The organism is Vibrio sp. SCSIO 43133 (assembly GCF_023716845.1).
Classification (GTDB): Bacteria; Pseudomonadota; Gammaproteobacteria; order Enterobacterales; family Vibrionaceae; genus Vibrio; species Vibrio mediterranei.
The window spans coordinates 2,196,085-2,219,297 of sequence record NZ_CP068024.1 but is presented as its reverse complement, the minus strand read 5'-3'; the positions used below and the strand labels follow the sequence as shown (position 1 = coordinate 2,219,297).

Below are 23,213 nucleotides of genomic sequence, written 5' to 3'. Positions count from 1 at the left end.
CACAACTTGGCTCGACGAAAAGATTTCAAAGCAGCAAGTTAAGTTGCCGAATTGATGGAGAGAACAATGAAAGGTGATATTGGTGTAATTGGTCTGGCGGTAATGGGTCAGAACCTTATCCTAAACATGAATGACCACGGCTTTAAAGTAGTGGCTCACAACCGTACTGCTGCAAAAGTTGACGAGTTTCTGGAAGGTCCAGCAAAAGGCACGAACATTGTTGGTGCATACTCGCTAGAAGAACTCGTTGATAAGCTAGAAACGCCACGCAAAGTGATGCTAATGGTACGTGCTGGTGATGTTGTAGATAAGTTCATCGAAGCGCTAGTACCACTACTAGACAAAGGCGACATCATCATTGATGGCGGTAACACAAACTACCCAGACACAAACCGTCGCGTTGCTGAGCTACGTGAAAAAGGTATCCACTTTATCGGTACTGGCGTTTCTGGTGGTGAAGAAGGCGCTCGTTTCGGACCTTCAATCATGCCAGGCGGCGCAGTTGAAGCTTGGGAAGCAGTTAAGCCTATCTTCCAAGGTATCTCTGCGAAAACTGATGCTGGCGAGCCTTGCTGTGATTGGGTTGGTAACGATGGTGCAGGTCACTTCGTTAAGATGGTTCACAACGGCATCGAATACGGCGACATGCAGTTGATTACTGAAGCGTACCAGTTCATGAAAGACGGCCTAGGTATGTCTGCAGATGAAATGCAGGCTGTATTTGCAGATTGGAACAAGACAGAACTAGACAGCTACCTAGTAGAAATCACCGCTGATATTCTTGGTTACAAAGATGAAGACGGTGAGCCACTAGTAGAGAAGATCCTTGATACTGCTGGCCAAAAAGGTACGGGTAAATGGACAGGTATCAACGCACTAGACCTTGGTATTCCTCTAACGCTTATCTCTGAATCTGTATTCTCTCGTTGTCTATCTGCTCTTAAAGACCAACGTGTTGAAGCTGAATCTCTATTCGGCAAGACTATTACTCCAGTAGAAGGCGATAAGCAAGAGTGGGTTGATGCACTGCGCCAAGCACTACTTGCATCTAAGATCATTTCTTACGCTCAAGGTTTCATGCTAATGCGTGAAGCGTCAAACGAGAACGGTTGGGATCTAAACTACGGTAACGTAGCATTAATGTGGCGTGGTGGTTGTATCATCCGTTCTGCATTCCTAGGTAATATTCGTGATGCTTACGAAGCGAACCCAGATATCGCATTCCTAGGTTCAGATGATTACTTCAAAAACATCCTACAAAGCAGCCTAGCGGCATGGCGTAAAGTAGCAGCGAAATCTCTAGAAGCGGGCATCCCAATGCCATGTACGATTTCAGCGCTATCTTTCCTAGACGGTTACACAACAGCACGTCTACCAGCTAACCTGCTTCAAGCTCAACGTGACTACTTTGGTGCTCACACTTATGAGCGCACTGACCGTCCACGTGGTGAGTTCTTCCACACAAACTGGACTGGTACAGGTGGTAACACGGCTTCAACGACTTACGACGTATAATTCGTTTGTGAAATGACAAAGGCCTCGCTAATTAGCGAGGCTTTTTTTGGTGCGATTTAGAGTGATTTTGGCTCCGATTTAATGCCAAAGAAGAGGGCATAGAACAGAGGAATCACCACCAAGGTTAAGATGGTAGCAAACAGCAAACCAAACATGATGGTTACCGCCATACTCTTGAAGAAAGGATCAACGAGCAGCGGAGCAACACCAAAGATGGTAGTGAGCGCGCCAAGTAGAACCGGTCGTGCACGACTAGTTGCCGCATCAATAATCGCTTGGTAAGGCTGTTTACCTTGTGAGATCTCCACATCGGCTTGATCTACCAACACAATCGCATTTTTCACCATCATACCTATCAAGCTCAAGAACCCTAGGATTGCCATAAACTCAAATGGAGTTTGGAATGCAATCAGGCCAACGGTTACACCGACGACAGCCAATGGCGCTGTTAACCAAATCACGAGAGGCTGACGTATCGCGTTGAACATAAATATGACCGACAAAATCATCGCAGCAAACCCGTAAGGTGCAGAAATGACAAGACCTTCATTGGCATCTTTAGACGCTTTATATTCACCGTACCAAATCAACTCATAACCCGGTGGCAATTCGATGGTTTCTATTTTTGTACGAATCTGATTGAACGCATCAGAGGTCAAGACGCCCGGAGCTGGGTCCGCTTGAACCAAAATAGTAGGTACTCTATCGATACGGCGCAAAATCGCATCCTGCCATACCAAGTCCACCGAATCGACCAACTGACTGACCGCAATGAAACCATTTACGTTTGAGGCATAAACCTCAGTATTCTCAACGGCTCGCTGGTGGTCACGTTCTGATTCTGGAGAGCGAACCACAATAGGAATTAGATCGTTCCCTTCACGGTACACACCCACATTGCGGCCACTTAGCGTCTGAGCAATCGCTTGGTTAATTTCTTGAGTTGTTAAGCCAAAACGTTGCGCTTTTTCTGCTGAATAAATCGGACTCAACACCGGCACTTGCTGGCGCCAGTCGTCTTGAATTGCGATGAGGTTTTCGTCTTCAAGCATAATCGCCTTAGCTTGTTCGGCTAAAGAGCGAAGTACCTGACTATTTGGTCCCTTAAATCCAGCTTCGATTTTCTTACCGCCCCCGCGGCCTAGCATAAACTTCCAAACCTTAATCGATGCGTCTGGGTATTTCACGGACAGCTCGTCTTGTAGCTCTCCAAGTAATGGCGCGATTTTTTTATAGTCGTCAACATCGATTAATAACTGCCCATAGCTACTGTTACGAGGCTCGGGAGAGTAGGTCAACATAAAGCGTAAACCGCCACCGCCAATGAAGCTGGTGATATTGGTCACACCGCTTTTTGCTTTCACATCATGTTCAATATTAGCGACCACACGCTCAGTGCGTGAGATATCCGAACCTTGTGGTAGATATACATCGACAACAAATTGCGGACGCTGTGAATCCGGCATGAAACCAGGAGGCACATATTTGAGGCTATATATCGCTACCACCATTATTGCCAGCAACATACCAAGGCTCATCCAACGATGGCTTAGTACCCAATTGAGCGCCGCTTTATAGGTCGTCATAATGCGGCCGGGCTTAGCACCTTGTTTACTCGCTTTGACTTTTAAAAAGTCGAAACACAGCATTGGCGTCACTGTCACAGCGAATACCCAACTCAATAGCATGGAATACAAGATAACCCAAAACAGTGACCCAGCGTATTCACCCATATCTGAAGGGGATAAGCCAATAGCACTAAACGCACAGATACCTACGACAGTGCCTCCTAGCAGTGGCCATTTTGTTGCATCGACCACTTCAGAGACGATCGTTTCTTTATCTTGCTCTGGGTTGTTTTGCAGTCGTACTAAGATGCCGTCAGTAACCACAATAGCATTATCGACAAGCATACCTAGAGCAATAATCAGTGCTCCGAGAGAGATACGTTGCATGGCAATGTCATCGATAAACATGATACAAAGCGTACCCGCAACCGTCAGCAATAGAACAAAGCCAATAATGACGCCAGAGCGCAGCCCCATGAAGACCAACAACACAACAAATACAATGACCACAGCAGCAATCAAGTTGTCGATGAAGTTCGCTACCGATGCGCGCACGGAATCCGACTGCATCGAGATAGTGTGTAGCTCCATACCAATTGGTCGCTGGCTATCAAGCTCTAGTAGTCTTGCTTTAACTGCGTTGCCCATTTCGACAACGTTGCCGCCATTGACATTAGAAATACCAAATCCGACAGCACGCTGGCCGTTATAGCGCATAAGCATACTTGATGGCTCTTGATAGCCCCGAGTTACCGTTGCGATGTCGCCAAGTTGCATAACAGTATTATTTTGCCCAATGCCCACTTGCAGATTGCGCAAGTCATCAAACGAATGAATGTTTGAGCGTGGAATCACTGGGATGCGCATGTCTTTCGTATCGATAGCGCCGGCAACAGTGACTAAATTCTGCTTTTGCAGTACTTGAAACACTTGCTCGGCAGAGAGGCCAAATTTAGCCAGGCGTTCACCTGAAACTTCAACAAATATGGTCTCTTGTCGCTCTGCCAAGGTTGCAGTTTTTGCAACCCCAGGAACCAGCACGAGCTCTCGTCGCAGTTGATCGACATAGTCTTGTAGCTGTTTATCGGTGTAGCCTTCCCCGGTGACAGCAAAGAACAGAGCATACACGTCTGAGAAGTCGTCATTAACTATAGACGCCCCTGCTCCTGGTGGCAGCAAGCGTTGTGCGTCGCTGACTTTTCGTCTCAGTTTATCCCAGACTTGCTGCAGTTCAGCGCTGCTGTTAGCGAACTCAAGTTTAATTTCAACGGTTACTTCAGACATGCCTTGCTTTGAGACGGACTTGACTTCCTTCAACTCTTGCAGGGTTTGTACTGCGCCCTCAATCACATCCGTGACTTCGTCGGAAACTTCCTGTGCGGTCGCGCCAGGGTAGGACGTATTAATCACCGCCTGACGAATGACGAACTCAGGATCTTCAAAGCGACCTAACTTTAGGTAGCTAATGTATCCCCCCAGTAACGTCAGAGCGATTAACACCCAAACACTGGTGCGTTTAGCGATGGTGTAACGAACAATGTTCATTGTTGAACCTCTTGACTGCCATTGCCGACAGACAGCACTGGACGCACTTCCATACCTTCATGCAAGCTAGAAACACCCGCGATGACCACTGACTCTCCCACAGTCAGCCCCTGGCTGATTTCCAATCGATCTTGGCTAAGTGCGCCTACTTGTACATAACGACGAGTGATAAGGTTATTGTCGTTCACCAACCACACGAATTGTCTACCTTGGTTATCAGGAACAACAGAGGTGACAGGCAGCGTAATGTATTGGCTTCCTGAGACAACGTGATCGTCAACGGGTCTCACTTTTGCGGTCATACCCGGTAGTAAGCGAAACCCTTTCAAATCATCAAACCGCAAAACCACAGCGTAGCTCTGACTGATAGGGTCAGCTTGAGTAGCGTGGGTCCCTAAGCTTAGATCGAACACTTGTGAGGGAATGGCGGTAATTTCAGCGATGGCTTTGGTACTTTTAAGTCCTGACATCATCACGTTGTCAGGAATATGAATGACCACCTCCATCGTGTCGAGGTCATGTAATGTAAATATGGCCTCATTCGCCTGGATCTGCATGTGGTTGTCGACCCATTTGCGTCCGATTACGCCATCAAAAGGAGCTTCAATTTTGGTGTATTCCACCTGACGAAGCGCTTCATCACGGCGATTTTGTGCCAAGTTGTAGCGGGTCGTTAGCTCATCAAGACTACTCTTAGAAATGGCGTTGCTTTTCTCATAAATAGTTAGAGCTCTTTTGTACTCAGCGGCCAAGTTATCTAATTCTAATTCGGCAGAAGCTAATGCTATTTCTGCGTCTTTTGAATCCAATGTTGCGAGTAATTGACCACGTGCAACTCGATCGCCTTCTTCAACCAGTATGTCAGTGAGTCGACCGTTGATACGAAAAGATAAATCTGCACGTTCAGCAGCTCGAACTACACCGTTAAAACTCAGATGATCGTTTTTGTGTGCTGAGACTGATTCAACAAGAGCAGGGCGAACGACAGCCGTCGTTTCGACTGTTTTTGATTGAGAGTTGCAGCCCGCTAAAAGTAATCCTGTTAGAGAGATACCAAAAAGCCATGCCATTGCTTTTGGCTTATTACGAAAAGTGGCAGTGCGCGTATCGTTCACGTTGTGCTCCAAAAAGAAGATAGATAAAAGAGTTCATCAATATAGAGGTAAACTCATGGGTTTATTTTTTGGATTCTATTTGAGGTTTTTTAAAAAGTAAACCTTAAAGTTTACCTGCGATAATTGATTTGTTAGACTCGGTATCAATGAATAGGAGATAACGAATGACTCGCTCAGAACAAAAGCGAAAAGCAATCCTTGATGCAGCAAAAAAAGAGTTTATCGACAACGGTTTTTCAGCTGCGAACATGAATAACGTTTGTACGTCAGCAGAAGTTTCTAAACGAACGTTATATCGACACTTTGAGAGTAAAGAAGTTTTGTTTGAAGCAGTGTTGGCGATCGTACAAGATGGTGTCGAGAGAGCGGGGCATTACCCCTACAACAGCGACAGCAGTTTGCATCAACAGTTGATGGCGATTACGGTCAATGAGGTCAATATTTCTTATGATGTTTACGGTATTGCTTTTTCGCGCACCATCATTATGGAGTTTTTCCGTCAGCCAGACTTAGCTAAGAATATCAGTCAACGAATCTATGAAACACGTGCTGTTACTCGTTGGTTCGAGCAAGCGATTGCTGATGGTAAATTGTGTGCTAAAGATGCTCAGACTATTACAAGCTTTTACCTCAGTGTTCTGCAAGGTCTACTGTTTTGGCCACAAGTGTTAGATTTGGCGTCTAAACCGGATGAAACAGTTCTCCAAGAAAAAATTGAGCTCATTGTTGTTTCAGTACTAAAAACATTTGCACCTGAAAGTTAATCGGCAACACTTGAAAACTTAAACACCTCTAAAACTATATAGTTTTAGAGGTGGCGCACACTTTGTAATTCTGAGTTATAGTAAGTTTTAACTTTGACTCTTGCTGGATAAGAGTGTCCACCGAATATATTCAAGGAAAAACTATGTCTCTTTCTATTCCAACTCTTGGCGCTGGTACTTTTCGTTTAAAAGGCGACGATGCTTATAAGTCTGTTGAAATGGCATTAAATGCTGGCTATCGCCACATTGATACCGCTCAGATTTATGGCAATGAAAAAGAAGTGGGGCAAGCGATAGCAGATTCCGGAATTCCTCGTCAGGAGCTTTATATAACCACCAAAATCTGGATGGATAAACTGGGAAAAGACTCATTTATACCGAGTTTACAAGAGAGCTTAAAAGACCTTCAAGTAGACTACGTGGATTTACTTCTTATTCATTGGCCTCTTAAAGATGAAGCAGTATCAATGGAAGAGTACCTTAAAGAACTTAAACAAGCTCAAGATAGTGGACTCGCTCGTCATATTGGCGTATCTAATTTCACTGTTGCTCAAATGAAACAGGCAATCGAAATCTTGGGCGATAATGTGCTTTATACCAACCAAGTTGAAGTTCATCCTTACCTTCAGAATCAACAAGTAGTGGAGTATTGCCGTCAACAAAATATGATTGTGACTGGTTACATGCCATTTGCGTATGGGGATGTACTTAAAGATGGTTCAATAAAACACATTGCCGACAAACATCGAGCGACGCCTGCTCAAATCGTATTGGCTTGGATGGCGAAATGTGGATTTGTGACTATTCCATCATCGACTAAGCAAGCGAACATCGAAAGTAATTTAGCGTATGTTCACGTTAAATTAGACGATGAAGATATGGAGAGTATCTCGAAACTGGATAGAGGTCATCGATTAGCCAATCCAGACTTCGCTCCTGAGTGGGACTAAGTTTCGACTGGGTGAAAACAAACGTCAGGGTAAGCCCTGACGTTTTTTGTTTAATGCGCTTACTTTTTCTTCATCATATTTGCTAAGTCTGCAAACGGATTATGCGTAGCGGCCTGATGGTTATCTTCTCCTGGTTTTACTTCGCTACCGTATAAATCGTGCTCAGTATATTTTGAGTGCTCATGATCATGGCAGTACAAACATAGAAGTTCCCAATTACTTCCGTCATCGGGGTTATTCGTGTGGTCATGATCTTTGTGATGGACCGTTAGCTCTCTCAGGTTTGAATAAACAAACTCCCTAGCGCAGCTTCCACATACCCACGGATAAAGCTTAAGGGCTTTTTCACGGTAATCGCTCTCTTTTCGTGCGTAGGCTGCACTGGTTCCAAAGTAGTCTGAAGACATATCGATCCTTTCATCGTATTAACCGAAACAACTAATGCTGAATGTACCACAACAAAAGTGGGTTCTAACTTGATTTCGGTAGTGTTTATCGCAATGTGTGAAACCCTGAATAAATGCGAGTGAACGTTGTAAACCAGCACGCAGCCCCGAAGACGAACGCAATGGTAGCAAAATGTTCAGGTAATAAGCATAAAAGAACAAAGCAACCGATGGTCTCGGTGCCTTCGGTAAGGCCACTCATATAGTACAAAGATTTATGACGATAAACTGGATTCTCAATACCGCGTTTACCTGCCATCACAGCGAATGCCAAAAAGCTAGTTCCTGTGCCGATAAAAGAGAAAATCAAAAAAGCGCCAGCAATGGCATTCTGCTCCGGGTTGGCAATAACAAAACCAAACGGTATCAGTGAGTAGAATAAGAAATCCAAGCTTATATCTAAAAAACCTCCGGCATCTGAAATCCCTTGAATACGTGCTAGAGCGCCATCAAGACCGTCGCAAATTCGGTTTAACAAAATAAATATCAGGGCGATGGAATAGTGCTCAAACGCTAAAGCAGGAAAAGCAAGGCAACCCAAAGCGAAGCCAAATAGTGTAGTTTGATTAGCTGTTACCCCTAATCGGTTAAGCACACGTGCCGATTGAGATAACGGCCAGCGAATAACTTTGATACTAATGCTGTCTAACATGCTGCACTCTCCCAAGGCCATTTAAGGACTTGGCTGCCATCAGGAATATCATCCTCATCATGTGTGACCATTAAAGCGGGAATATTGGCACTGCGAAGCTGTTCCACAACCCAATCTCTGAACTGAACCCGCAGTTCTTTATCGAGTTTACTGAATGGCTCATCAAGTAGGGCGGCCTTTGGTTCAGCGAGCAGCATTCGTGTTAAGCTGATGCGGGCACGTTGTCCTCCGGATAATTGCTCTGGGTAATGATTAGCCACACCATTGAGTTGAATACTAGCAAGAGCGTTCATTGCATGTTCTTGTCGTTCAGCTCCTTTAATTCGATTAGGCAAGGCGAAGGCAAGGTTCTCCCATACATTGAGATGAGGAAACAGCAGGTCATCTTGAAACAAAATTCCGACTTGTCTCTTGTGTGGTTCTAGCATGTCGATACGTTTGTCTTCGAGTAGAACTTGTCCTTGGTAGACAAACTCTGACGACAGATGACCCGCAACGACGTCAAGCAGCGTGGATTTTCCACAACCGCTTGGGCCCATTAGCGTCAATATTTCGCCCTGTTTTACGTTGAAACTGCAGTCAGAAAACAGCACCTCGCCTTCCTTCTTACGGATGGTGAGGTTTGCCAGCGATAGTGTCATTAAATAAAAGTCCTTTGATCTTAATTCGTCGATAACGAGAGTGAATGCGATTAACCAATACGGCAACAGAGAAAAATAGTAGTGGTAAGAAAGCCTGGAAGAGTGCATAGATGGCGGTGACTCTGCGATCGAATCCACTCGATAGGGCTACCGCTTCGGTTGTAATAGTGGCAACTCGACCCGCTCCTAATACCAGCGTAGGTAAGTATTGAGCAAGGCTCACACTAATGCCTACCGCCCATGCAAATACCATTGCAGGGAAAAGAAGCGGCAATTTGACGTGCAACCAAGTATGAATAGGGCTCTTCCCAAGGCTCAGTGATACCTGGGTAAACTTACTATTGAAGCCGCGCCATGGCCCATCTAGTGCAAGGAAAACAAACGGGAAGGCGAAGAATACATGTGACCAACAAACCCAAAGCAAATAACTCGAGTCACTAAGTAATAGCGTGGTAACTTGCAATCCGAACAAGATACTTAATTGCGGCAATAGCATGGGAATCGCAATGACGTAACCTGGTATATGTAAGCGATATTTATTGCGATACTCATGTCCTACAACAGCAAGTATGAGAGCAATCGTTGCCGAGATAAGCGCGATGGTCAAGCTCTGTGCCATCACTTCAAAAATACCGTCCCATTCGTACTCCCAGAAACGCAATGTATAGCGGCTTGGTAAGACGTCCGGAAAACGCCAACGCTGCGCAAATGTCCAAATAACCGTCAGCGGTATCATGGCGGCAACAATGGATACAAGTACGGTGAATATTGGTTTGCCAGGAATGCGCAGCGATGTACGACCTGAATATTGCCATTGATTGCAAATGGCAACGACGAGATGCTCGATGAGACGAGCGATACCAATCAAGATTGAAGCAATAGCAAATAGCACAACAGCACCAGCACTGGCGCGGGGAAGCAAGCTCAGGTCGGGGTCATTGAACCATTGCCAAACTAAGACAGCGAAGGTTGGTGGGTTAGTTGGTCCGATAATTAAAGCAACGTCGACGACAGATAAACTGTAGGCAATCACTGCGAGCATCGGGAATCGAATTTTAGTAAACCATTGTGGCAGTATGATCTTCCACCAAGCTGCACTTTCAGTGTATCCGAGTGATGTAGCGATACGCAGTGACTCACTGACTCTAAGTTGTCGTAGTATTGGGATGCTCATCAGCAGTATAAACGGTACTTCCTTGAGGGCTAGCATCAACGTCAAGCCAACGCCATAAGGGTCCTTGACTAGCCAAGCTGAACTGGCAGAGTTTCCGCTTAGATCCATTCCCAAAAGGTCAACTAAGGCTCTCGCGCCAAATCCGGTAGGAGAAAACAGAAAAGCAAAACCAATAGCAAAGGCGACGTGAGGCAGAGCAAGTAAAGGAGATAGCGATAGTTCGATTCGTTTCCACCAACTACTGTTCCAACAAGAGGCAATAATGGCAAAGGATAAGAAGCAGGCGAGATAGCTGCTCAGTATTGCGGAGCTAAACGTCAGCAAAATAGAAGTTTCTACGCCTTGCCATGCAAAGACCTGATTGAATCCGGCTAAATCAAAATGATGTAGACCTAAAGGGGGGATATAACCCAAAGAGGATATCACCACCCCAAGTAAACCAGGTACTGTAGGGAAAATGCAGACAACGACTAAACAGACGTACAACAGTCTAAGCATAATCTTATTATCTCGTAAGCCGTTAGCTGCCGTAGCGCTTGAGCCACTCTTGCTCAAGGGCGCTCTGCCAGCTTGGGTGAGGCTCGGCGACAGACTTAAATTGTTGAGTTTTCGCTGCACTGCCAGTGAGATATTGCTTGCTGAGTACCGAAGGGTCACCCCAAATTGCGATATCACCTTTTCGCGATTGTGCTTCTGGACTCAGTAGGAAGTTAATAGCGACTAGAGCCCCTGCTTTAGCATTAGCATTCCAAGGGATTGCAAGAAAATGAATGTTGGACAATGCACCACTATCCATTGCATACACGGTAGTGGTATCGCTAAGGTTACCATTCGCTTGAGCAGAGTAGACAGCGTTTGGATTGAAAGTAATAGCTAGATCAAGCTGACCATCGTCTAGTAATTGGATTGTTTCAGCGGTTCCGGCAGGGAATTGCTTACCAGCCCGCCATGCAACCTTATGAAACTCATCCAGATAATCCCAAAGCGGCCTGGTGACGCCTTGAAAGTCAGCTTCTGAAACGGGTTTTGCTAACGCAGGATCGTTATCTGTAAGGTCAATTAACAGAGACTTCAAGAAGCTAGTACCATGAAACTCTGGCGGTTTTGGGTAGCTTAACTTATTCGGAAACGCTTTAGCGTAGTTGAGCATCTCCATATAAGACGTCGGTGGGTTATTGAGAGTTTGTGTATCGTGAATAAACACGAGTTGACCCACTCCCCAAGGTGCTTCAAGCCCCTCCGTTGGTTCTGAGAAGTCGCTGTCAACGGGAAGCGATTTATCGACGTATTGCCAATTCGGAAGGTTGGGTACAAAAGGTCCATAAAGTAGGGCATTGTCCTTCATGGATTTGAAGTTCTCACCATTAATCCACACCATATCGACACTGCCACCGTCATTTTTTCCTGCTGCTTTTTCAGCGAGTAAACGAGAGCCAGTTTCGGCGATGTCGGTGACTTTTACGTGATTAAAGTTAACGCCATATTGGTCTTTTAGTTCTTTACCTGCCCACTGGAGGTAACGGTTAATTTCTTGGCTACCTCCCCATGCGTGGAAGTATACTGTTTGTCCATTGGCTTGTTCTAATACCGAATTCCATTGAGTCGTGTCGAGTGTTTCGCTAGAGACAACGGTTGACCAAGAAGAGACCGTCATTGCGAGAGTGGAAAGCACTGCAGATTTGAACATCTTATTATTCATTATGTTATCCATTTTATACTGTTTGTGGCGAACCTTGCCCTGTTGTTAACAATTGATACTAAAGGTTGAGACACGATAATCAATAGTCTTGAGGCTATCTATTGAGGTCGTCCAAAAAATATCGGTTCAAAGCACTAGACCGCTAGACAAGATATTAAATTTCAAGATGTTGATATTTAATTTGTCAGTAATAGAAGTGGGTAAATCAATAGAAATAGAAAAGGAAGGGAGATTCACATCCGTGTGACAATATTATCGGAAAATACGAGTGATCGTGCTTAGTTAACAAGACCGTTTCGAATCAATCCTCGTCTTACACTAGAACACAACTTTCCAAACCTTCTGAGTTCTTCAAAGTTGGGTGTAATTCCACGTGATAATGCCGATTCCCAGTAGCTTACTTCGGTCTCTACTAATTCCATTAACTTTTTAGGACAGCCGATACAAGAATTATCAGGACCACAAACAAACGTATCCTCGGAGTAAAGAGGTAATTGTTTCTTAACGTCGGAAATGAGTTGCAGAGTAGCATCAGTAAGACTAGGTTTGGAGGTCATTGGCAAAGTACTTGTAGTTTAACTGGGGAGAATAATAAGCCAGTCACTCACGCGATAGAATGCCACTTTATAGGTAGATAAAACGCCTGTACGACAATGTCTCATTTTTGAGTAATTGATTAATAACACCATTCTATCGGGCAAGATTAAGCATATTCTGTTTAAGTTTTGGCTATAGTTTCTGAACAATAATCAAAAGACAGTCAGCATTGGTGATACATATTTTAATGTTCTGGGCTGTGTACAGTAGTGACATGTTGGCTAGCTTTCACGTGTTACGACTATAGAAAAGCGGGGATGGTATGGATAAAAATTCCGCTCAAATGGATAACTCTATTCGTCGGCTATTCGATATAACGCCGATACCAACAGCGATTAGCTTACCAACAGGTAAGTTGGAATATACTAATGCTGCTTTGCGTAAACTACTCGGCTATTCGGAAGCCGAGTTAATGTCTGACAGTGTTGTTATTACTCACCCGGACGACCTTGCGCTAAATAAGCGGATAAGGGCGCAACTTCTTGAAAACCCAACTGACTCCGTTCAAACCCATAAACGGTATATTCACAAAGACGGCCATTCAATATTAGCTCTACTCAATATGTCAGCTGAATGTGATGATGAAGGAAATATTACCCGTTTAGTCTCGCAAATAATTGATTTGTCTGGGCCAAGACAATCTCAAGCCGCTGAATTATTACTTGACCAACTAGTGCGTAAATCACATGACGCGATTTATGTCGTCGATATGGAATTTGGTCAGATCTTGAACTGCAACGAACTTGGTTATCAACGTCTAGGCTACACCAAAGAGGAGCTGTTACGTCTAACTGTGCCAGATATCAACCCTTTGTTTAATAGAGAAATAACTTGGAAAGACCACGTTGAAAAAATGAAACAAGCTCAAAATCGTTTCGTCGAAGCAACGCACAAACGTAAAGATGGAGTTGAGATCCCTATCGAGGCTAACATCAGTATGGTGGAGTTTAATGGTGAGAACTATTTTTTGGCTATCGTCCGTGATATTTCTGAACGAAAGGCTAGAGAGCAACTCGTCATAGAAAAGCAGAACCTTGATCCTTTGACGAGTCTTCCCAACCGCCGCCTTCTAGACGTGAAACTTCAAGAAATGATCTGCCATTGTTGGAATCGTTCAGAGAAAATCGCGTTTATGTTTCTAGATATCGACAATTTTAAGGTGATCAACGATACCTATGGTCACGTGATAGGAGACGAAATATTGGTGGCGCTTGCCGAGAGATTGCAGGATTTCACTAGACAAACGGACGTGGTATCAAGATTAGGTGGAGATGAGTTCTTGGTGGTATTACCTGGACTTAATAGTCGAGAACATGTTCTAAGTATCGCTAATCATCTATTGCAAGTCTCATCTCACCCCATCGATGTTCATAATGGTGATAAGGTAACGCCAGAGCTCAGTATAGGTACCACACTGTGTTTAAGTGGACATATTGACATTCAGCAAGCAATACATATCGCTGATACTGCAATGTATGAAGCTAAGAAAACTCAAGGTTCCTCTAGCTACTTTATTGATTATAAAAAGAAAAGCCTAATGTAAATTTGCTGAGTTAAGGCCGTTAGCGACTGAAACACCATTCTGTCTCCCTAAACGCGTTTATTTAGGACCACTCTCAAACTCGTCCCACATCCCAGAGTGTCATACTTTGATGGTCAAATTCATTATTACAAATCTGTATAAGTTAATATGAATTTAGCTGGATTATCATAATAAATCGTTCCAATACAATGTCGCCATTCTGTTTGATGTCAGGCGTTGGGTTTGCGCAAACAATTGGTTTTAGAGCGCAATCTAGATTGGTTGTACAGTTATTGGAGCATACGATGTCAAAAGTCGTGGTAGTAGGCGGCGGTGCAGCCGGCCTTGAATTAGTTACTCGTTTAGGAAGAAGTTTTGGCCGTGTAGGTCAACACGAGGTCGTACTGGTGGAGTCCGCTAGTCACCATTATTGGAAGCCGCGTTTACATGAAATTGCTTCTGGTACTTTTGATTCGGAGCTTGATGCGGTGAGCTATTTACAACATAGCTATTGCAATCAATATCAATACGTTCAGGCATCGATGAAATCGCTAAATCGAGGTCAAAAGACCATTGAGATTCAAGATCAACAAGGTATGGTCTCTGAGTTGGCTTACGATTATTTGGTGATCGCCGTTGGTGCGGTGAGTAATGATTTCAAAACAGAAGGTGTTAGTGAACACTGCTTATTTTTAGACTCCGCTTTGCAAGCACAACAAGCATGGGATCAGATAAATCCATTGTTACGTACGCAAGGTGAGCAAAGAATCTCGATCGTCGGTGCTGGAGCAACCGGTGTGGAACTGGCGGCCGAATTGGCAAAAGTCAGTCAGAAACTGACACGTTATCGCCATGACATGAATCTCACCATTACTCTGATTGAAGCGTCAAGTCGAGTCTTGCCTGCTGGCCCAGGATGCATGTCAGAGAAAGTGCGTAAGGCCTTGGTAAGAAATGGTGTCGAAGTGAAAACGGAGACCCGCATTAAACGTGCCGACGCGGGTAAATTGGTGACTGATAGCGGTGAGGTTATTAACGCTAACTTGCAGCTATGGGCGGCTGGTATCAAGTGTGCACCATGGCTGGCAACGCTTGATGGTCTAGAAACCAACTCGCTAAATCAATTAAAAGTAGACGCTAATCTAGTCACCACTCTTGATGATGCCATTTTCGTGGTTGGCGATAGCGCGGAATGTCCTCAGCCCAACGGCAGTTTTGTCCCGCCTCGCGCACAGGCAGCTAATCAAGCAGCAGGACATTTAGCGAATCAGATCAAACGACTGCTGAAAGGCAAAACCATTAAGCCGTTTATTTTCAAAGACGGTGGGATGGTTATCGCGGTGGGCCACAACTACGCGGTGGGTACTTTGATGAACAATAAACTGATTTTACGTGGGCGATTAGTTCGCAATCTCTACGATACTATTTTCAGACTTCACCAGCGTATCTTATTTGGGTGGGGTCGAGTCACGGCATTGGTGGTTCTGAAGCGACTAAAAAGTGCTTTGAATCCTTTTTATAGAAACAACATCTCTTAATTGTTACTAGCACCAAGGTTCAAAGATGAGAAGGCCAATGAGCCTTCTCGTTACTCGTTTCATCGTTTATGGATATCACCATCATGTGGGCAAAACTGCGTCTTTCTCTACCACTGCAATTGTTGTTTGCTGCGTTTCTCGCTTGGAGTATAGCGACCTTTCTACCGTTACCTAATAACCTGACTCAGACGAGTTGGTATCAGCTGATTATGTTAGGTAAGGCCACCTATATTGGCTTGTTAAAAATGGTTGTAGGTATCGTGGTTATGTTGTCGCTACTACACGGCATTACGAGCATAGGCTCGACGGTCAAACTGAAGAGCATCGGACGCCACACACTACTGTTTTATACTTCCACAACACTTCTAGCGGTCAGCTTAGGTCTTGGTGCTTCGCTATTGTTACCAGCATGGCAACCGCTCACTAGTCATGTGCCTTTAGAAAGTCATGTCCAACTCATTGACACTGAGTCCACAACGGGCGGCGCCATTGTGGAAAAGCTACTGAATATGGCGTTGGTAAACCCTGTAGCAGCTTTAGCTAAAGGGAATCTGCTAGCAATTGTAACATTCTCATTTTTACTAGGTATTGCATTGCTGGTTTCGTTGCCAGAGAAACACAGTATCTTTGAGTCCTTGTCTGGACTGAACAAAGCCGTCAATACGGTAGTCAGTGGTATCATTAAATTGGCACCAATCGCTGTATTTTCCATCGTGTTTGAGTTTACCACGAACGGCAACAGTGGCTTGTTTCATCAACTGATCTTATTTGCTTTACTCGTGTTCTTATTGACGGTGTTCCACGGTGCAGTTGTTCTGCCAGCAATCGCCAAGTTGGTGACGGGAATCAGTTATAGAACTCTGTTTAAAGCGATCTATGCACCGATGGCGATGGCATTTGCGACGTCATCCAGTTCGGCTACGTTACCACTCTCGATGCAAGTAGCAGAACAAGAGCTTAAAGTATCACAAAGCACGAGCAGTATGGTGTTACCGTTAGGCGCAGTTATGAATATGGATGGAACGGCTTTATTTGAGGGCGTTGCGGCAATCTTCTTAGCACAATTGTTCGGTGTTGATTTAACCACCACGGGCTTGGTGATGATCTTTATTATGGCGATGATTTCATCAATTGGGGCACCCGGTATGCCTTCTGGTTCTATGTCTGGGATGCAGATGGTTTTATTGGCGGCGGGAATTCCGCTCGAAGCAATAGCCATTCTGCTCATTATAGAACGTCCCCTTGATACTTTCAGAACGGCAGTAAATGTAGAGGGTGATTTGATTGCATCACTGGTCGTGGAAAAGTGGCATCAAGCAGATGATGTTAAGGGGGTACGTTCACCTGAAGCGATGTAAAGAAGGGGGACCGAGCATACTTAATAACATCGGTGCATGACCCAACAGGGCAAACGGCGGCGATTAGATAGGTTTCAGATGGCGCATTGTTACAAAGTATGTACTCAATAATCATAAACTCGATGTTTGAACTTTGATAGAGATGTTTTTGTGTTGCTTTTTACCGTATTACTGACATACCAAAATAAGTAGGTGGCTATAAAACAATATAGTAAACGTGAGGTGAGTAAAGGAGAGAGTTGCGTAAAGTAGGCGATAATTGTAGCGAGCAATACCCCGAAGAGTGATTTCGAGATGCCGTAATAAATCTTACAAAAATTCTGAGCTAACTTGCGAATATTATTCTAGTTTGTGGGTAGGGGGAAAGAAATCTTTCTGCTCCGTGTTGATGCCGATGTTTCAAATGACGAGTTGTAGTCAAGATTCCCTAAATCGGTGGTTCAACGGAGTGCTCACAGAATAAGGAGTCCGTGAGATGAATAAAACTATGTCACTGCTGTTTGCGTCTTTAGCCTTGAGTTCATCGGTGTCTGTCGCGGCGTTGGTGACACCAAACCCACCCACTCTTAATGCCAAAGGCTACGTGCTCATGGACTATCAGTCTGGAGCTATACTCGTGGGAGGCAACCAAGATGCCGCTTTAGCACCTGCTAGTTTAACAAAATTGATGACTGCCTATGTAGTTGGCAAAGAAATCGAAAATGGCCGTACTTCTTGGGATAGTAAAGTAGCGGTCAGTGAGAACGCGTGGTCAGTTAAATTTCCAGATTCTTCCAAAATGTTCATTAAGCCGGGTGACAACGTCACGGTTGCGGACTTGTTGCGTGGTTTGATTGTTCAATCAGGAAATGATGCCGCGGTCGCACTTGCTGAACATGTAGCCGGAACGGAAAGTGGTTTCGTTGCCTTGATGAATCAGTGGGCAGTGAACTTGGGTATGAACAATACTCAGTTCATTAATGCACATGGCTTAGACGGGCAGGGTATTCACACTACGCCAAACGATATGGCAATATTGATGAGAAAGATCATCGAAGATGTGCCAGAGGTTTATGAAATATACTCAGAAAAACGCTTTGTTTGGGCGGATATTAAGCAATACAACCGCAATCGACTGCTATGGGATAACTCTCTTAATGTCGACGGTGGAAAAACTGGATATACCTCAGATGCAGGGTACAGCCTAGTCAGTTCAGCGACACAAGGACAGATGCGTCTGATTTCCGTAGTCATGGGGACACCAAGTACTCAAACTCGCGTGGAAGCATCAAGACAACTTCTCAATTACGGTTTCCGTTTTTATGAAACAGACCAACTTGCCGTAGCGGACGAAAGTGAAGCGACGATTAGAGTTTGGAAAGGGAAAAACGCCAATATTGACGTGGGGTTTGATCATGATGTTTATGCGACTTACCTTCGCGGTAACAGCCGTGGAGTGACAAAGGAAACCGAAATCTACGCACCGTTGGTTGCTCCCGTGAAACAAGGAGATATCATTGGTAATGTCACTTGGAGTGTTGGTAATGATGAAATTGCCTCAGAGCCTCTGATTGCCATGTCTAATGTAGAGCAAGGCTCTATTTTTAAACGAGCATGGGACTCAGTTGTTCTTTGGTTTAAGTCGTTGTTCTCTGATACAAAAGGACTTTGGGAGAGTTAATTCTTTGGGATTAGTTTGAACACAAGTTCCGGTACTTACTCTTTGAATAGGTAGGTACCGGAATGAAATAGGTAGGCAAATAGTTCATTGCTGCCTAAAAAGGGGTTTCCTCAACTTCGGCAAATCCTGGAATCACATACGGAGCTTTCATGTAAGTACACCCCATCCATTTGCTCCCGACCTTTTGGCCTCCAATAACCGTCGCTCCAGCTATCATTGGTGGTAGCAACCCGTTAGGTAGAAGTGATTCTGCTCCAATATACTGTGGCATTGGGTCAGGCACCATTGTCATCCCTGTATGCATTTGCGCTGGCACAATAACTTTTAGCATCAGTTTTCCCATAGAAGCTCCTAGAATCGTTACTTGATAAGTCATAATGACAATAATGTCACTATGGCGTCTTGTTTAGGATAAGAGAGAAAACACGACTTTTCCTGTCAACTGAGAGAAATGTGAAGTAAACGGGAACAATAAGTTGAAGCCGTGCAATGCACTAGTTGTTACATTGCACGGCTATTTTATTGCTGAGCGTCTAAATTAAGAATGGTGATCGCGTTGGCGACGCTAGTCGCTAGTATGTCTACCGCTCTGGTACGCAAAGCTCCAACAATAGACAGTGGCTTACTGCTTTCTGCAGCAATAGCGATTACCTGTGGGATTTTTTGGTAGTCAGCGATGGTTAGTCCGATTACACGGTTACTCATTTTGGTATCTTGGACGTTGCCTTTGATATCGTAAAAATCATAACCGCCGACTTCACCGACTACACCTTGCTGGATTCGTGCTTCGACCATTTCCTGAACTGAAAACCAGCCTAGGTTCACCATATAGCTACTTTCATTCAAGTCACCAATTCCGACTAATGCCACATCGGCTTTTTTTGCGATGTCCATTGTTTGCTGAACGGTTTCGTCTTCAAGCAAGGCTCTACGAAGATCGGGGTTGCGAACATAAGCAGGAGCGTACAAGGTTTCACTAACGCCACCAAAAGTTTTAGCAAAGCGCCGCGAGATATGGTCCGCATTGAGCATGCCACCACGGGGATGAATACCTCCAATACTAGAAACGAATGTACATTTTTTCGGATTAACGACGCCGATATGCTCAGATACAGACGAGACGTTACGTCCTTGACCGATTGAGACAATCATGCCGTCCTTTAACGTTGAGGAAAGGTAGGTAGAAACGACACCGGCTAATAGTGCGCGTTGCTCATCTTCGGTCGGTTGATCGAGTGCTATTAAAGCTCGCTTTAAACCAAAGCGTTCTTTGAGCTGCTCCTCGAGCTTAGCGCCAAAAACAGGATGGTACTTGACTTTGATTTCGACAATGCCTTGATCTCTAGCACGTTTGAGTAAGCGTCCTATTTTGACACGTGACAGACCAAAACGTTTTGATATTTCTTCTTGTGTTGCACCATCTTGATAATAGGCTACAGCAATCTCGGTCAGAAGGTTAGTTTCTTCTGTTTGTTCTATGTTGGTTAAGTCCATTCTGTTCCTTTAAAGGCGTATCACTGCAAGCAATAGATTGCTAAGCAATAAGCTTAAGTAGTTCTTTATTGGTTTTATTTAGGTCGTGATTAGACTTTATCATTCTAATCGTTCTGTTGTGACCTTGTATAAGTAAGGTTTCAGTTGTGAGGTACGACCCATGTTTTTGAACACCATCAAGGAGGTCACCTTTGGTAATACCCGTTGCGCAGAACACAATGTTATCGGTTTTCACCATGTCGTTGAGCGATAAGATAACATTTTCACTTACCCCCATCTCCTGACAGCGTTGGCGCTCTGATTTGGCATGTTTGATATTGGCTAAGGTTTCGCCTTTGACTACATCACGTGTTAATAATCGAGCCTGCATGTCTCCATCTAATGCACGTATTACCGCTGCTGTTACAACACCTTCAGGTGCTCCACCAATACAGTACATCATATCAACATCACTTTCTGGCATGCATGTGAGTAGGGAAGCGGCGACATCCCCATCTGGGAAAGCATAGACTCTGACACCCATCGATTGCATAGTTTGAATGATGGCATCGTGTCTCGGTTTTGCGAGCGTTGCGACAACAATATCTTGTACTGGTTTATTGAGTTTCTTAGCGACAGCGAGAATGTTCTCTTCAATAGGGAGCGTTAAATCTAACGCACCTTTCGCCTCTGGGCCGACAACTAATTTTTCCATATACATGTCGGGAGCTTGAAGCAATGTACCTTTTTCAGCGGCAGCTAACACCGCGAGGGCGTTCGATTGTCCCATAGCCGTCATTCGTGTGCCTTCAATAGGGTCTACAGCAATGTCAATAGCAGCTCCGCCTATTCCTAACTGTTCACCAATATACAGCATGGGAGCATCGTCGATTTCTCCTTCCCCAATGACAATAGTCGCGTCGACATGTGATTCGTTAAGTTGATGTCGCATTGCAGCTACCGCTGCGTCGTCTGCTTTGTTCTTATCTCCACGCCCAAGCCATTTGTATCCAGCTAGTGCTGCTGATTCAGTTACTTGAGAAAGTGTTAAACCTAATTCGTTATGCATTTTGGCAAGTCCTTTTGTTATAGGTGTTGTTCATATGTTCAGTCAATATAACATCTGAACAATGCATTTAGAATGTTCGCGTTCTCATTTCTTTGTTTGTGTGAACAAACTATCAAACTGGGTGTTTTACAGTTACGGAATAGAGCTTATGCTCTACTAAGCAAGTGGTGATAATTTTGCTAATTAATCTTAAGTTATTGAATAATAAAACAATATACTATTTGCAAGATCTAAGGTATGTTCTGTTTTATAAAAGCTACAGGCATTTATTAAATTGGATTTTAGGCTAGGTTGATCACGATAATGTTAATAAATTGTATTGTTTTGGTGACTGATATCTCATTTAAAAGATGTTCATCTGTAACTTTTAGGAATAAAAGTTCAATATCATTTGCAATCTCGATGGACAAATGAACATAAGGATAGCGACATGATTGCAATTGGATGTGATGACGCAGCAGTAGATTTGAAGGAGTGCTTGAAAGCTCATTTAGCTGCGAAAGGTATTGAGTATGTCGACTACGGAATCGACCCAGAGAACGCATCACTATATCCGGATATTGCCAAAGAAGTAAGCTTAGCAGTGAGTGCTGGAAAGCATGAACGCGGCATCATTCTTTGTGGTACCGGAATCGGTGTATCTATTGTGGCAAATAAAGTACCAGGTATTAGAGCTGCACTTTGCCACGATACGTTTTCTGCTGAGCGAGCTCGTAAGAGCAACGACGCGCAAATTATCACTATGGGTTCTCGCGTGATCGGTTCTGAGCTCGCAAAAGCGATATTAGATACATGGTTAGATTCAGAGTTTTCTGACGGACCCTCGACCCCTAAGGTAAATAGAATTAAGGAGATAGAGAAAGAATTTATTGGATAACCCTCCCTCAATGTTTAATGGAATAACGTGGAAACTAAAATGAAAAAAACAACACTTACTTTTACTGCACTCGCTGTGTCTGCTGTTCTTTCTTCAGCGGCATTTGCCAAAGACCTAAAAGTGGCGACTAGCGCGCAGGTAGGTTCACTTCAATACAACACGACACAATATTTTACTGAAGTGGCAAACGAAGAATTCAAAAAACAAGGTATTGACTACAACCTTAAGTTCTTTGGTGCAGCTCAATTAGGTAAAGATAAAGATGTGCAGCAGAAGTTGAAGCTTGGCACGGTAGACTTGGCTCTACTCACTTCAACACTACCAACGCATGTATCAGAAATGGCGTTGTTTGAACTACCATTTTTAGTCTCAGATCGTGACCATGTCGCTAAGATCGAGGAGCAAGTATTCTGGCCATATATCGCGCCGGCTGCTGAAAAGAAAGGTTATAAAGTCATCGGTTTTTGGGAAAACGGCTTTAGAAACATCACTAATGCGCAGCGCCCGGTTAACACACCAGAAGATCTTGATGGTTTGAAAATTCGCACACCAAACAGTTCATGGCGCGTGAAGATGTTCAAAAACTGGGGAGCGAACCCAACGCCTATGAGCTTCAGTGAGGTATTCATTGGTCTACAAACTGGTGTTATCGATGGGCAAGAAAACCCGTATACCAACATCTATGCAGCGAAATTACATGAAGTGCAAGGCTACTTGAGTGTGACAAACCACGTGTACACACCAGCATACCTAACTGCAGGTGCACGCCACTATGGGAAATTCCCTGATGAAGTTCGAGCAGTGCTTGAAGACTCTGCTAAGCAAGCACAGCAGTGGGGTTATCAAGAAGCCGCGAAGCTAGAAGGCGAACTGAAAGATAAGCTGGTTGCTGGTGGTATGAAGCTTAACGTAGCGAACCGTCAAGCCTTCGTAGATGCAAGCCAACCTATCTACGACGATTTTGTGAAAAACGTAAACAACGGCGAAGTCATGCTAAATAAAGCAATGGCAACAGCTAACTAAGAAGTTCCTTGGCTGCACCTTGGGTGC

Annotated in this window: 20 protein-coding genes; 9 read left to right on the top strand and 11 right to left on the bottom strand. The window is 44.3% G+C overall.

Going from position 1 to position 23,213, the window contains the following annotated elements; all coding sequences use genetic code 11:
- Nucleotides 1-66 precede the first annotated feature (66 nt).
- Nucleotides 67-1,515, top strand: coding sequence for a decarboxylating NADP(+)-dependent phosphogluconate dehydrogenase (gene gnd / locus JKJ11_RS10515; protein WP_252038144.1), 1,449 nt, complete (start codon nucleotides 67-69; stop codon nucleotides 1,513-1,515).
- A gap of 56 nt (nucleotides 1,516-1,571) precedes the next feature.
- Here gnd and JKJ11_RS10510 read toward each other — a convergent pair whose 3' ends face one another.
- The gene (locus JKJ11_RS10510) at nucleotides 1,572-4,628 is read right to left on the bottom strand and encodes an efflux RND transporter permease subunit (protein WP_252038143.1); all 3,057 of its coding nucleotides are present in this window, start codon (nucleotides 4,626-4,628) and stop codon (nucleotides 1,572-1,574) included.
- The gene (locus JKJ11_RS10505) at nucleotides 4,625-5,698 is read right to left on the bottom strand and encodes an efflux RND transporter periplasmic adaptor subunit (protein WP_503060927.1); all 1,074 of its coding nucleotides are present in this window, start codon (nucleotides 5,696-5,698) and stop codon (nucleotides 4,625-4,627) included. The genes JKJ11_RS10510 and JKJ11_RS10505 overlap by 4 nt, the downstream gene beginning before the upstream one ends.
- A gap of 209 nt (nucleotides 5,699-5,907) precedes the next feature.
- Here JKJ11_RS10505 and JKJ11_RS10500 point away from each other — a divergent pair, with 209 nt between their 5' ends.
- On the top strand, nucleotides 5,908-6,507 hold the full coding sequence (locus JKJ11_RS10500; protein ID WP_124939900.1) for a TetR/AcrR family transcriptional regulator: 600 nt from the start codon (nucleotides 5,908-5,910) through the stop codon (nucleotides 6,505-6,507).
- Between the two features lie 143 nt (nucleotides 6,508-6,650).
- Nucleotides 6,651-7,457 carry a 2,5-didehydrogluconate reductase DkgB gene (dkgB, locus tag JKJ11_RS10495; protein WP_006073828.1) on the top strand — a complete coding sequence of 269 codons (807 nt, stop codon included), beginning with the start codon at nucleotides 6,651-6,653 and terminating at the stop codon, nucleotides 7,455-7,457.
- A gap of 59 nt (nucleotides 7,458-7,516) precedes the next feature.
- Here dkgB and JKJ11_RS10490 read toward each other — a convergent pair whose 3' ends face one another.
- The 6 genes from JKJ11_RS10490 to JKJ11_RS10465 form a co-directional block, all read right to left on the bottom strand.
- Nucleotides 7,517-7,864: a YajD family HNH nuclease gene (locus JKJ11_RS10490; protein ID WP_006073826.1), complete on the bottom strand. Its 348-nt coding sequence runs from the start codon at nucleotides 7,862-7,864 to the stop codon at nucleotides 7,517-7,519.
- Nucleotides 7,865-7,949: 85 nt separating this feature from the next.
- Entirely contained in the window at nucleotides 7,950-8,555 is a 606-nt protein-coding gene (locus tag JKJ11_RS10485) for a CDP-alcohol phosphatidyltransferase family protein (protein ID WP_006073824.1), read from the bottom strand.
- Entirely contained in the window at nucleotides 8,549-9,196 is a 648-nt protein-coding gene (locus JKJ11_RS10480; protein ID WP_031496155.1) for an ATP-binding cassette domain-containing protein, read from the bottom strand. Before JKJ11_RS10480 ends, JKJ11_RS10485 begins: the two co-directional genes overlap by 7 nt.
- Entirely contained in the window at nucleotides 9,162-10,868 is a 1,707-nt protein-coding gene (locus tag JKJ11_RS10475) for an ABC transporter permease (protein ID WP_240206078.1), read from the bottom strand. The genes JKJ11_RS10480 and JKJ11_RS10475 overlap by 35 nt, the downstream gene beginning before the upstream one ends.
- 22 nt (nucleotides 10,869-10,890) lie before the next feature.
- On the bottom strand, nucleotides 10,891-12,024 hold the full coding sequence (locus JKJ11_RS10470) for an ABC transporter substrate-binding protein (protein ID WP_503060926.1): 1,134 nt from the start codon (nucleotides 12,022-12,024) through the stop codon (nucleotides 10,891-10,893).
- A gap of 323 nt (nucleotides 12,025-12,347) precedes the next feature.
- On the bottom strand, nucleotides 12,348-12,626 hold the full coding sequence (locus JKJ11_RS10465) for a hypothetical protein (protein WP_252038140.1): 279 nt from the start codon (nucleotides 12,624-12,626) through the stop codon (nucleotides 12,348-12,350).
- 302 nt (nucleotides 12,627-12,928) lie between these two features.
- Here JKJ11_RS10465 and JKJ11_RS10460 point away from each other — a divergent pair, with 302 nt between their 5' ends.
- From JKJ11_RS10460 to JKJ11_RS10445, 4 genes are all read left to right on the top strand, one after another.
- Nucleotides 12,929-14,209 carry a sensor domain-containing protein gene (locus JKJ11_RS10460; protein WP_006073814.1) on the top strand — a complete coding sequence of 427 codons (1,281 nt, stop codon included), beginning with the start codon at nucleotides 12,929-12,931 and terminating at the stop codon, nucleotides 14,207-14,209.
- Between the two features lie 284 nt (nucleotides 14,210-14,493).
- Nucleotides 14,494-15,726: an NAD(P)/FAD-dependent oxidoreductase gene (locus JKJ11_RS10455; RefSeq protein ID WP_252038139.1), complete on the top strand. Its 1,233-nt coding sequence runs from the start codon at nucleotides 14,494-14,496 to the stop codon at nucleotides 15,724-15,726.
- An 83-nt stretch (nucleotides 15,727-15,809) separates the two neighbouring features.
- Complete coding sequence (locus tag JKJ11_RS10450) at nucleotides 15,810-17,084, top strand: dicarboxylate/amino acid:cation symporter (protein ID WP_252038138.1); 1,275 nt, start codon at nucleotides 15,810-15,812, stop codon at nucleotides 17,082-17,084.
- A 475-nt stretch (nucleotides 17,085-17,559) separates the two neighbouring features.
- Nucleotides 17,560-18,744 carry a D-alanyl-D-alanine carboxypeptidase family protein gene (locus JKJ11_RS10445; protein ID WP_006073810.1) on the top strand — a complete coding sequence of 395 codons (1,185 nt, stop codon included), beginning with the start codon at nucleotides 17,560-17,562 and terminating at the stop codon, nucleotides 18,742-18,744.
- A 94-nt stretch (nucleotides 18,745-18,838) separates the two neighbouring features.
- Here the strand turns inward: JKJ11_RS10445 and JKJ11_RS10440 are convergent, their stop codons facing one another.
- The 3 genes from JKJ11_RS10440 to glpX form a co-directional block, all read right to left on the bottom strand.
- Nucleotides 18,839-19,087 (bottom strand): hypothetical protein, encoded by a 249-nt coding sequence (locus tag JKJ11_RS10440; RefSeq protein ID WP_006073808.1) that lies wholly within the window; start codon nucleotides 19,085-19,087, stop codon nucleotides 18,839-18,841.
- Between the two features lie 176 nt (nucleotides 19,088-19,263).
- Nucleotides 19,264-20,238 carry a sugar-binding transcriptional regulator gene (locus JKJ11_RS10435; protein WP_252038137.1) on the bottom strand — a complete coding sequence of 325 codons (975 nt, stop codon included), beginning with the start codon at nucleotides 20,236-20,238 and terminating at the stop codon, nucleotides 19,264-19,266.
- A gap of 40 nt (nucleotides 20,239-20,278) precedes the next feature.
- Entirely contained in the window at nucleotides 20,279-21,286 is a 1,008-nt protein-coding gene (gene glpX / locus JKJ11_RS10430) for a class II fructose-bisphosphatase (RefSeq protein WP_252038136.1), read from the bottom strand.
- 430 nt (nucleotides 21,287-21,716) lie between these two features.
- Here glpX and rpiB point away from each other — a divergent pair, with 430 nt between their 5' ends.
- Nucleotides 21,717-22,163 carry a ribose 5-phosphate isomerase B gene (gene rpiB, locus JKJ11_RS10425; protein WP_006073804.1) on the top strand — a complete coding sequence of 149 codons (447 nt, stop codon included), beginning with the start codon at nucleotides 21,717-21,719 and terminating at the stop codon, nucleotides 22,161-22,163.
- A gap of 39 nt (nucleotides 22,164-22,202) precedes the next feature.
- The gene (locus tag JKJ11_RS10420; protein ID WP_006073802.1) at nucleotides 22,203-23,186 is read left to right on the top strand and encodes a TRAP transporter substrate-binding protein; all 984 of its coding nucleotides are present in this window, start codon (nucleotides 22,203-22,205) and stop codon (nucleotides 23,184-23,186) included.
- Nucleotides 23,187-23,213: the final 27 nt, after the last annotated feature.

Coding starts and splice junctions, on each gene's coding strand:
- gnd (WP_252038144.1), top strand. CDS start 67: ATGAAAGGTGATATTGGTGTAATTGGTCTGGCGGTAATGGGTCAGAAC.
- JKJ11_RS10510 (WP_252038143.1), bottom strand. CDS start 4,628: ATGAACATTGTTCGTTACACCATCGCTAAACGCACCAGTGTTTGGGTG.
- JKJ11_RS10505 (WP_503060927.1), bottom strand. CDS start 5,698: ATGGCATGGCTTTTTGGTATCTCTCTAACAGGATTACTTTTAGCGGGC.
- JKJ11_RS10500 (WP_124939900.1), top strand. CDS start 5,908: ATGACTCGCTCAGAACAAAAGCGAAAAGCAATCCTTGATGCAGCAAAA.
- dkgB (WP_006073828.1), top strand. CDS start 6,651: ATGTCTCTTTCTATTCCAACTCTTGGCGCTGGTACTTTTCGTTTAAAA.
- JKJ11_RS10490 (WP_006073826.1), bottom strand. CDS start 7,864: ATGTCTTCAGACTACTTTGGAACCAGTGCAGCCTACGCACGAAAAGAG.
- JKJ11_RS10485 (WP_006073824.1), bottom strand. CDS start 8,555: ATGTTAGACAGCATTAGTATCAAAGTTATTCGCTGGCCGTTATCTCAA.
- JKJ11_RS10480 (WP_031496155.1), bottom strand. CDS start 9,196: ATGACACTATCGCTGGCAAACCTCACCATCCGTAAGAAGGAAGGCGAG.
- JKJ11_RS10475 (WP_240206078.1), bottom strand. CDS start 10,868: ATGCTTAGACTGTTGTACGTCTGTTTAGTCGTTGTCTGCATTTTCCCT.
- JKJ11_RS10470 (WP_503060926.1), bottom strand. CDS start 12,024: ATGACGGTCTCTTCTTGGTCAACCGTTGTCTCTAGCGAAACACTCGAC.
- JKJ11_RS10465 (WP_252038140.1), bottom strand. CDS start 12,626: ATGACCTCCAAACCTAGTCTTACTGATGCTACTCTGCAACTCATTTCC.
- JKJ11_RS10460 (WP_006073814.1), top strand. CDS start 12,929: ATGGATAAAAATTCCGCTCAAATGGATAACTCTATTCGTCGGCTATTC.
- JKJ11_RS10455 (WP_252038139.1), top strand. CDS start 14,494: ATGTCAAAAGTCGTGGTAGTAGGCGGCGGTGCAGCCGGCCTTGAATTA.
- JKJ11_RS10450 (WP_252038138.1), top strand. CDS start 15,810: ATGTGGGCAAAACTGCGTCTTTCTCTACCACTGCAATTGTTGTTTGCT.
- JKJ11_RS10445 (WP_006073810.1), top strand. CDS start 17,560: ATGAATAAAACTATGTCACTGCTGTTTGCGTCTTTAGCCTTGAGTTCA.
- JKJ11_RS10440 (WP_006073808.1), bottom strand. CDS start 19,087: ATGGGAAAACTGATGCTAAAAGTTATTGTGCCAGCGCAAATGCATACA.
- JKJ11_RS10435 (WP_252038137.1), bottom strand. CDS start 20,238: ATGGACTTAACCAACATAGAACAAACAGAAGAAACTAACCTTCTGACC.
- glpX (WP_252038136.1), bottom strand. CDS start 21,286: ATGCATAACGAATTAGGTTTAACACTTTCTCAAGTAACTGAATCAGCA.
- rpiB (WP_006073804.1), top strand. CDS start 21,717: ATGATTGCAATTGGATGTGATGACGCAGCAGTAGATTTGAAGGAGTGC.
- JKJ11_RS10420 (WP_006073802.1), top strand. CDS start 22,203: ATGAAAAAAACAACACTTACTTTTACTGCACTCGCTGTGTCTGCTGTT.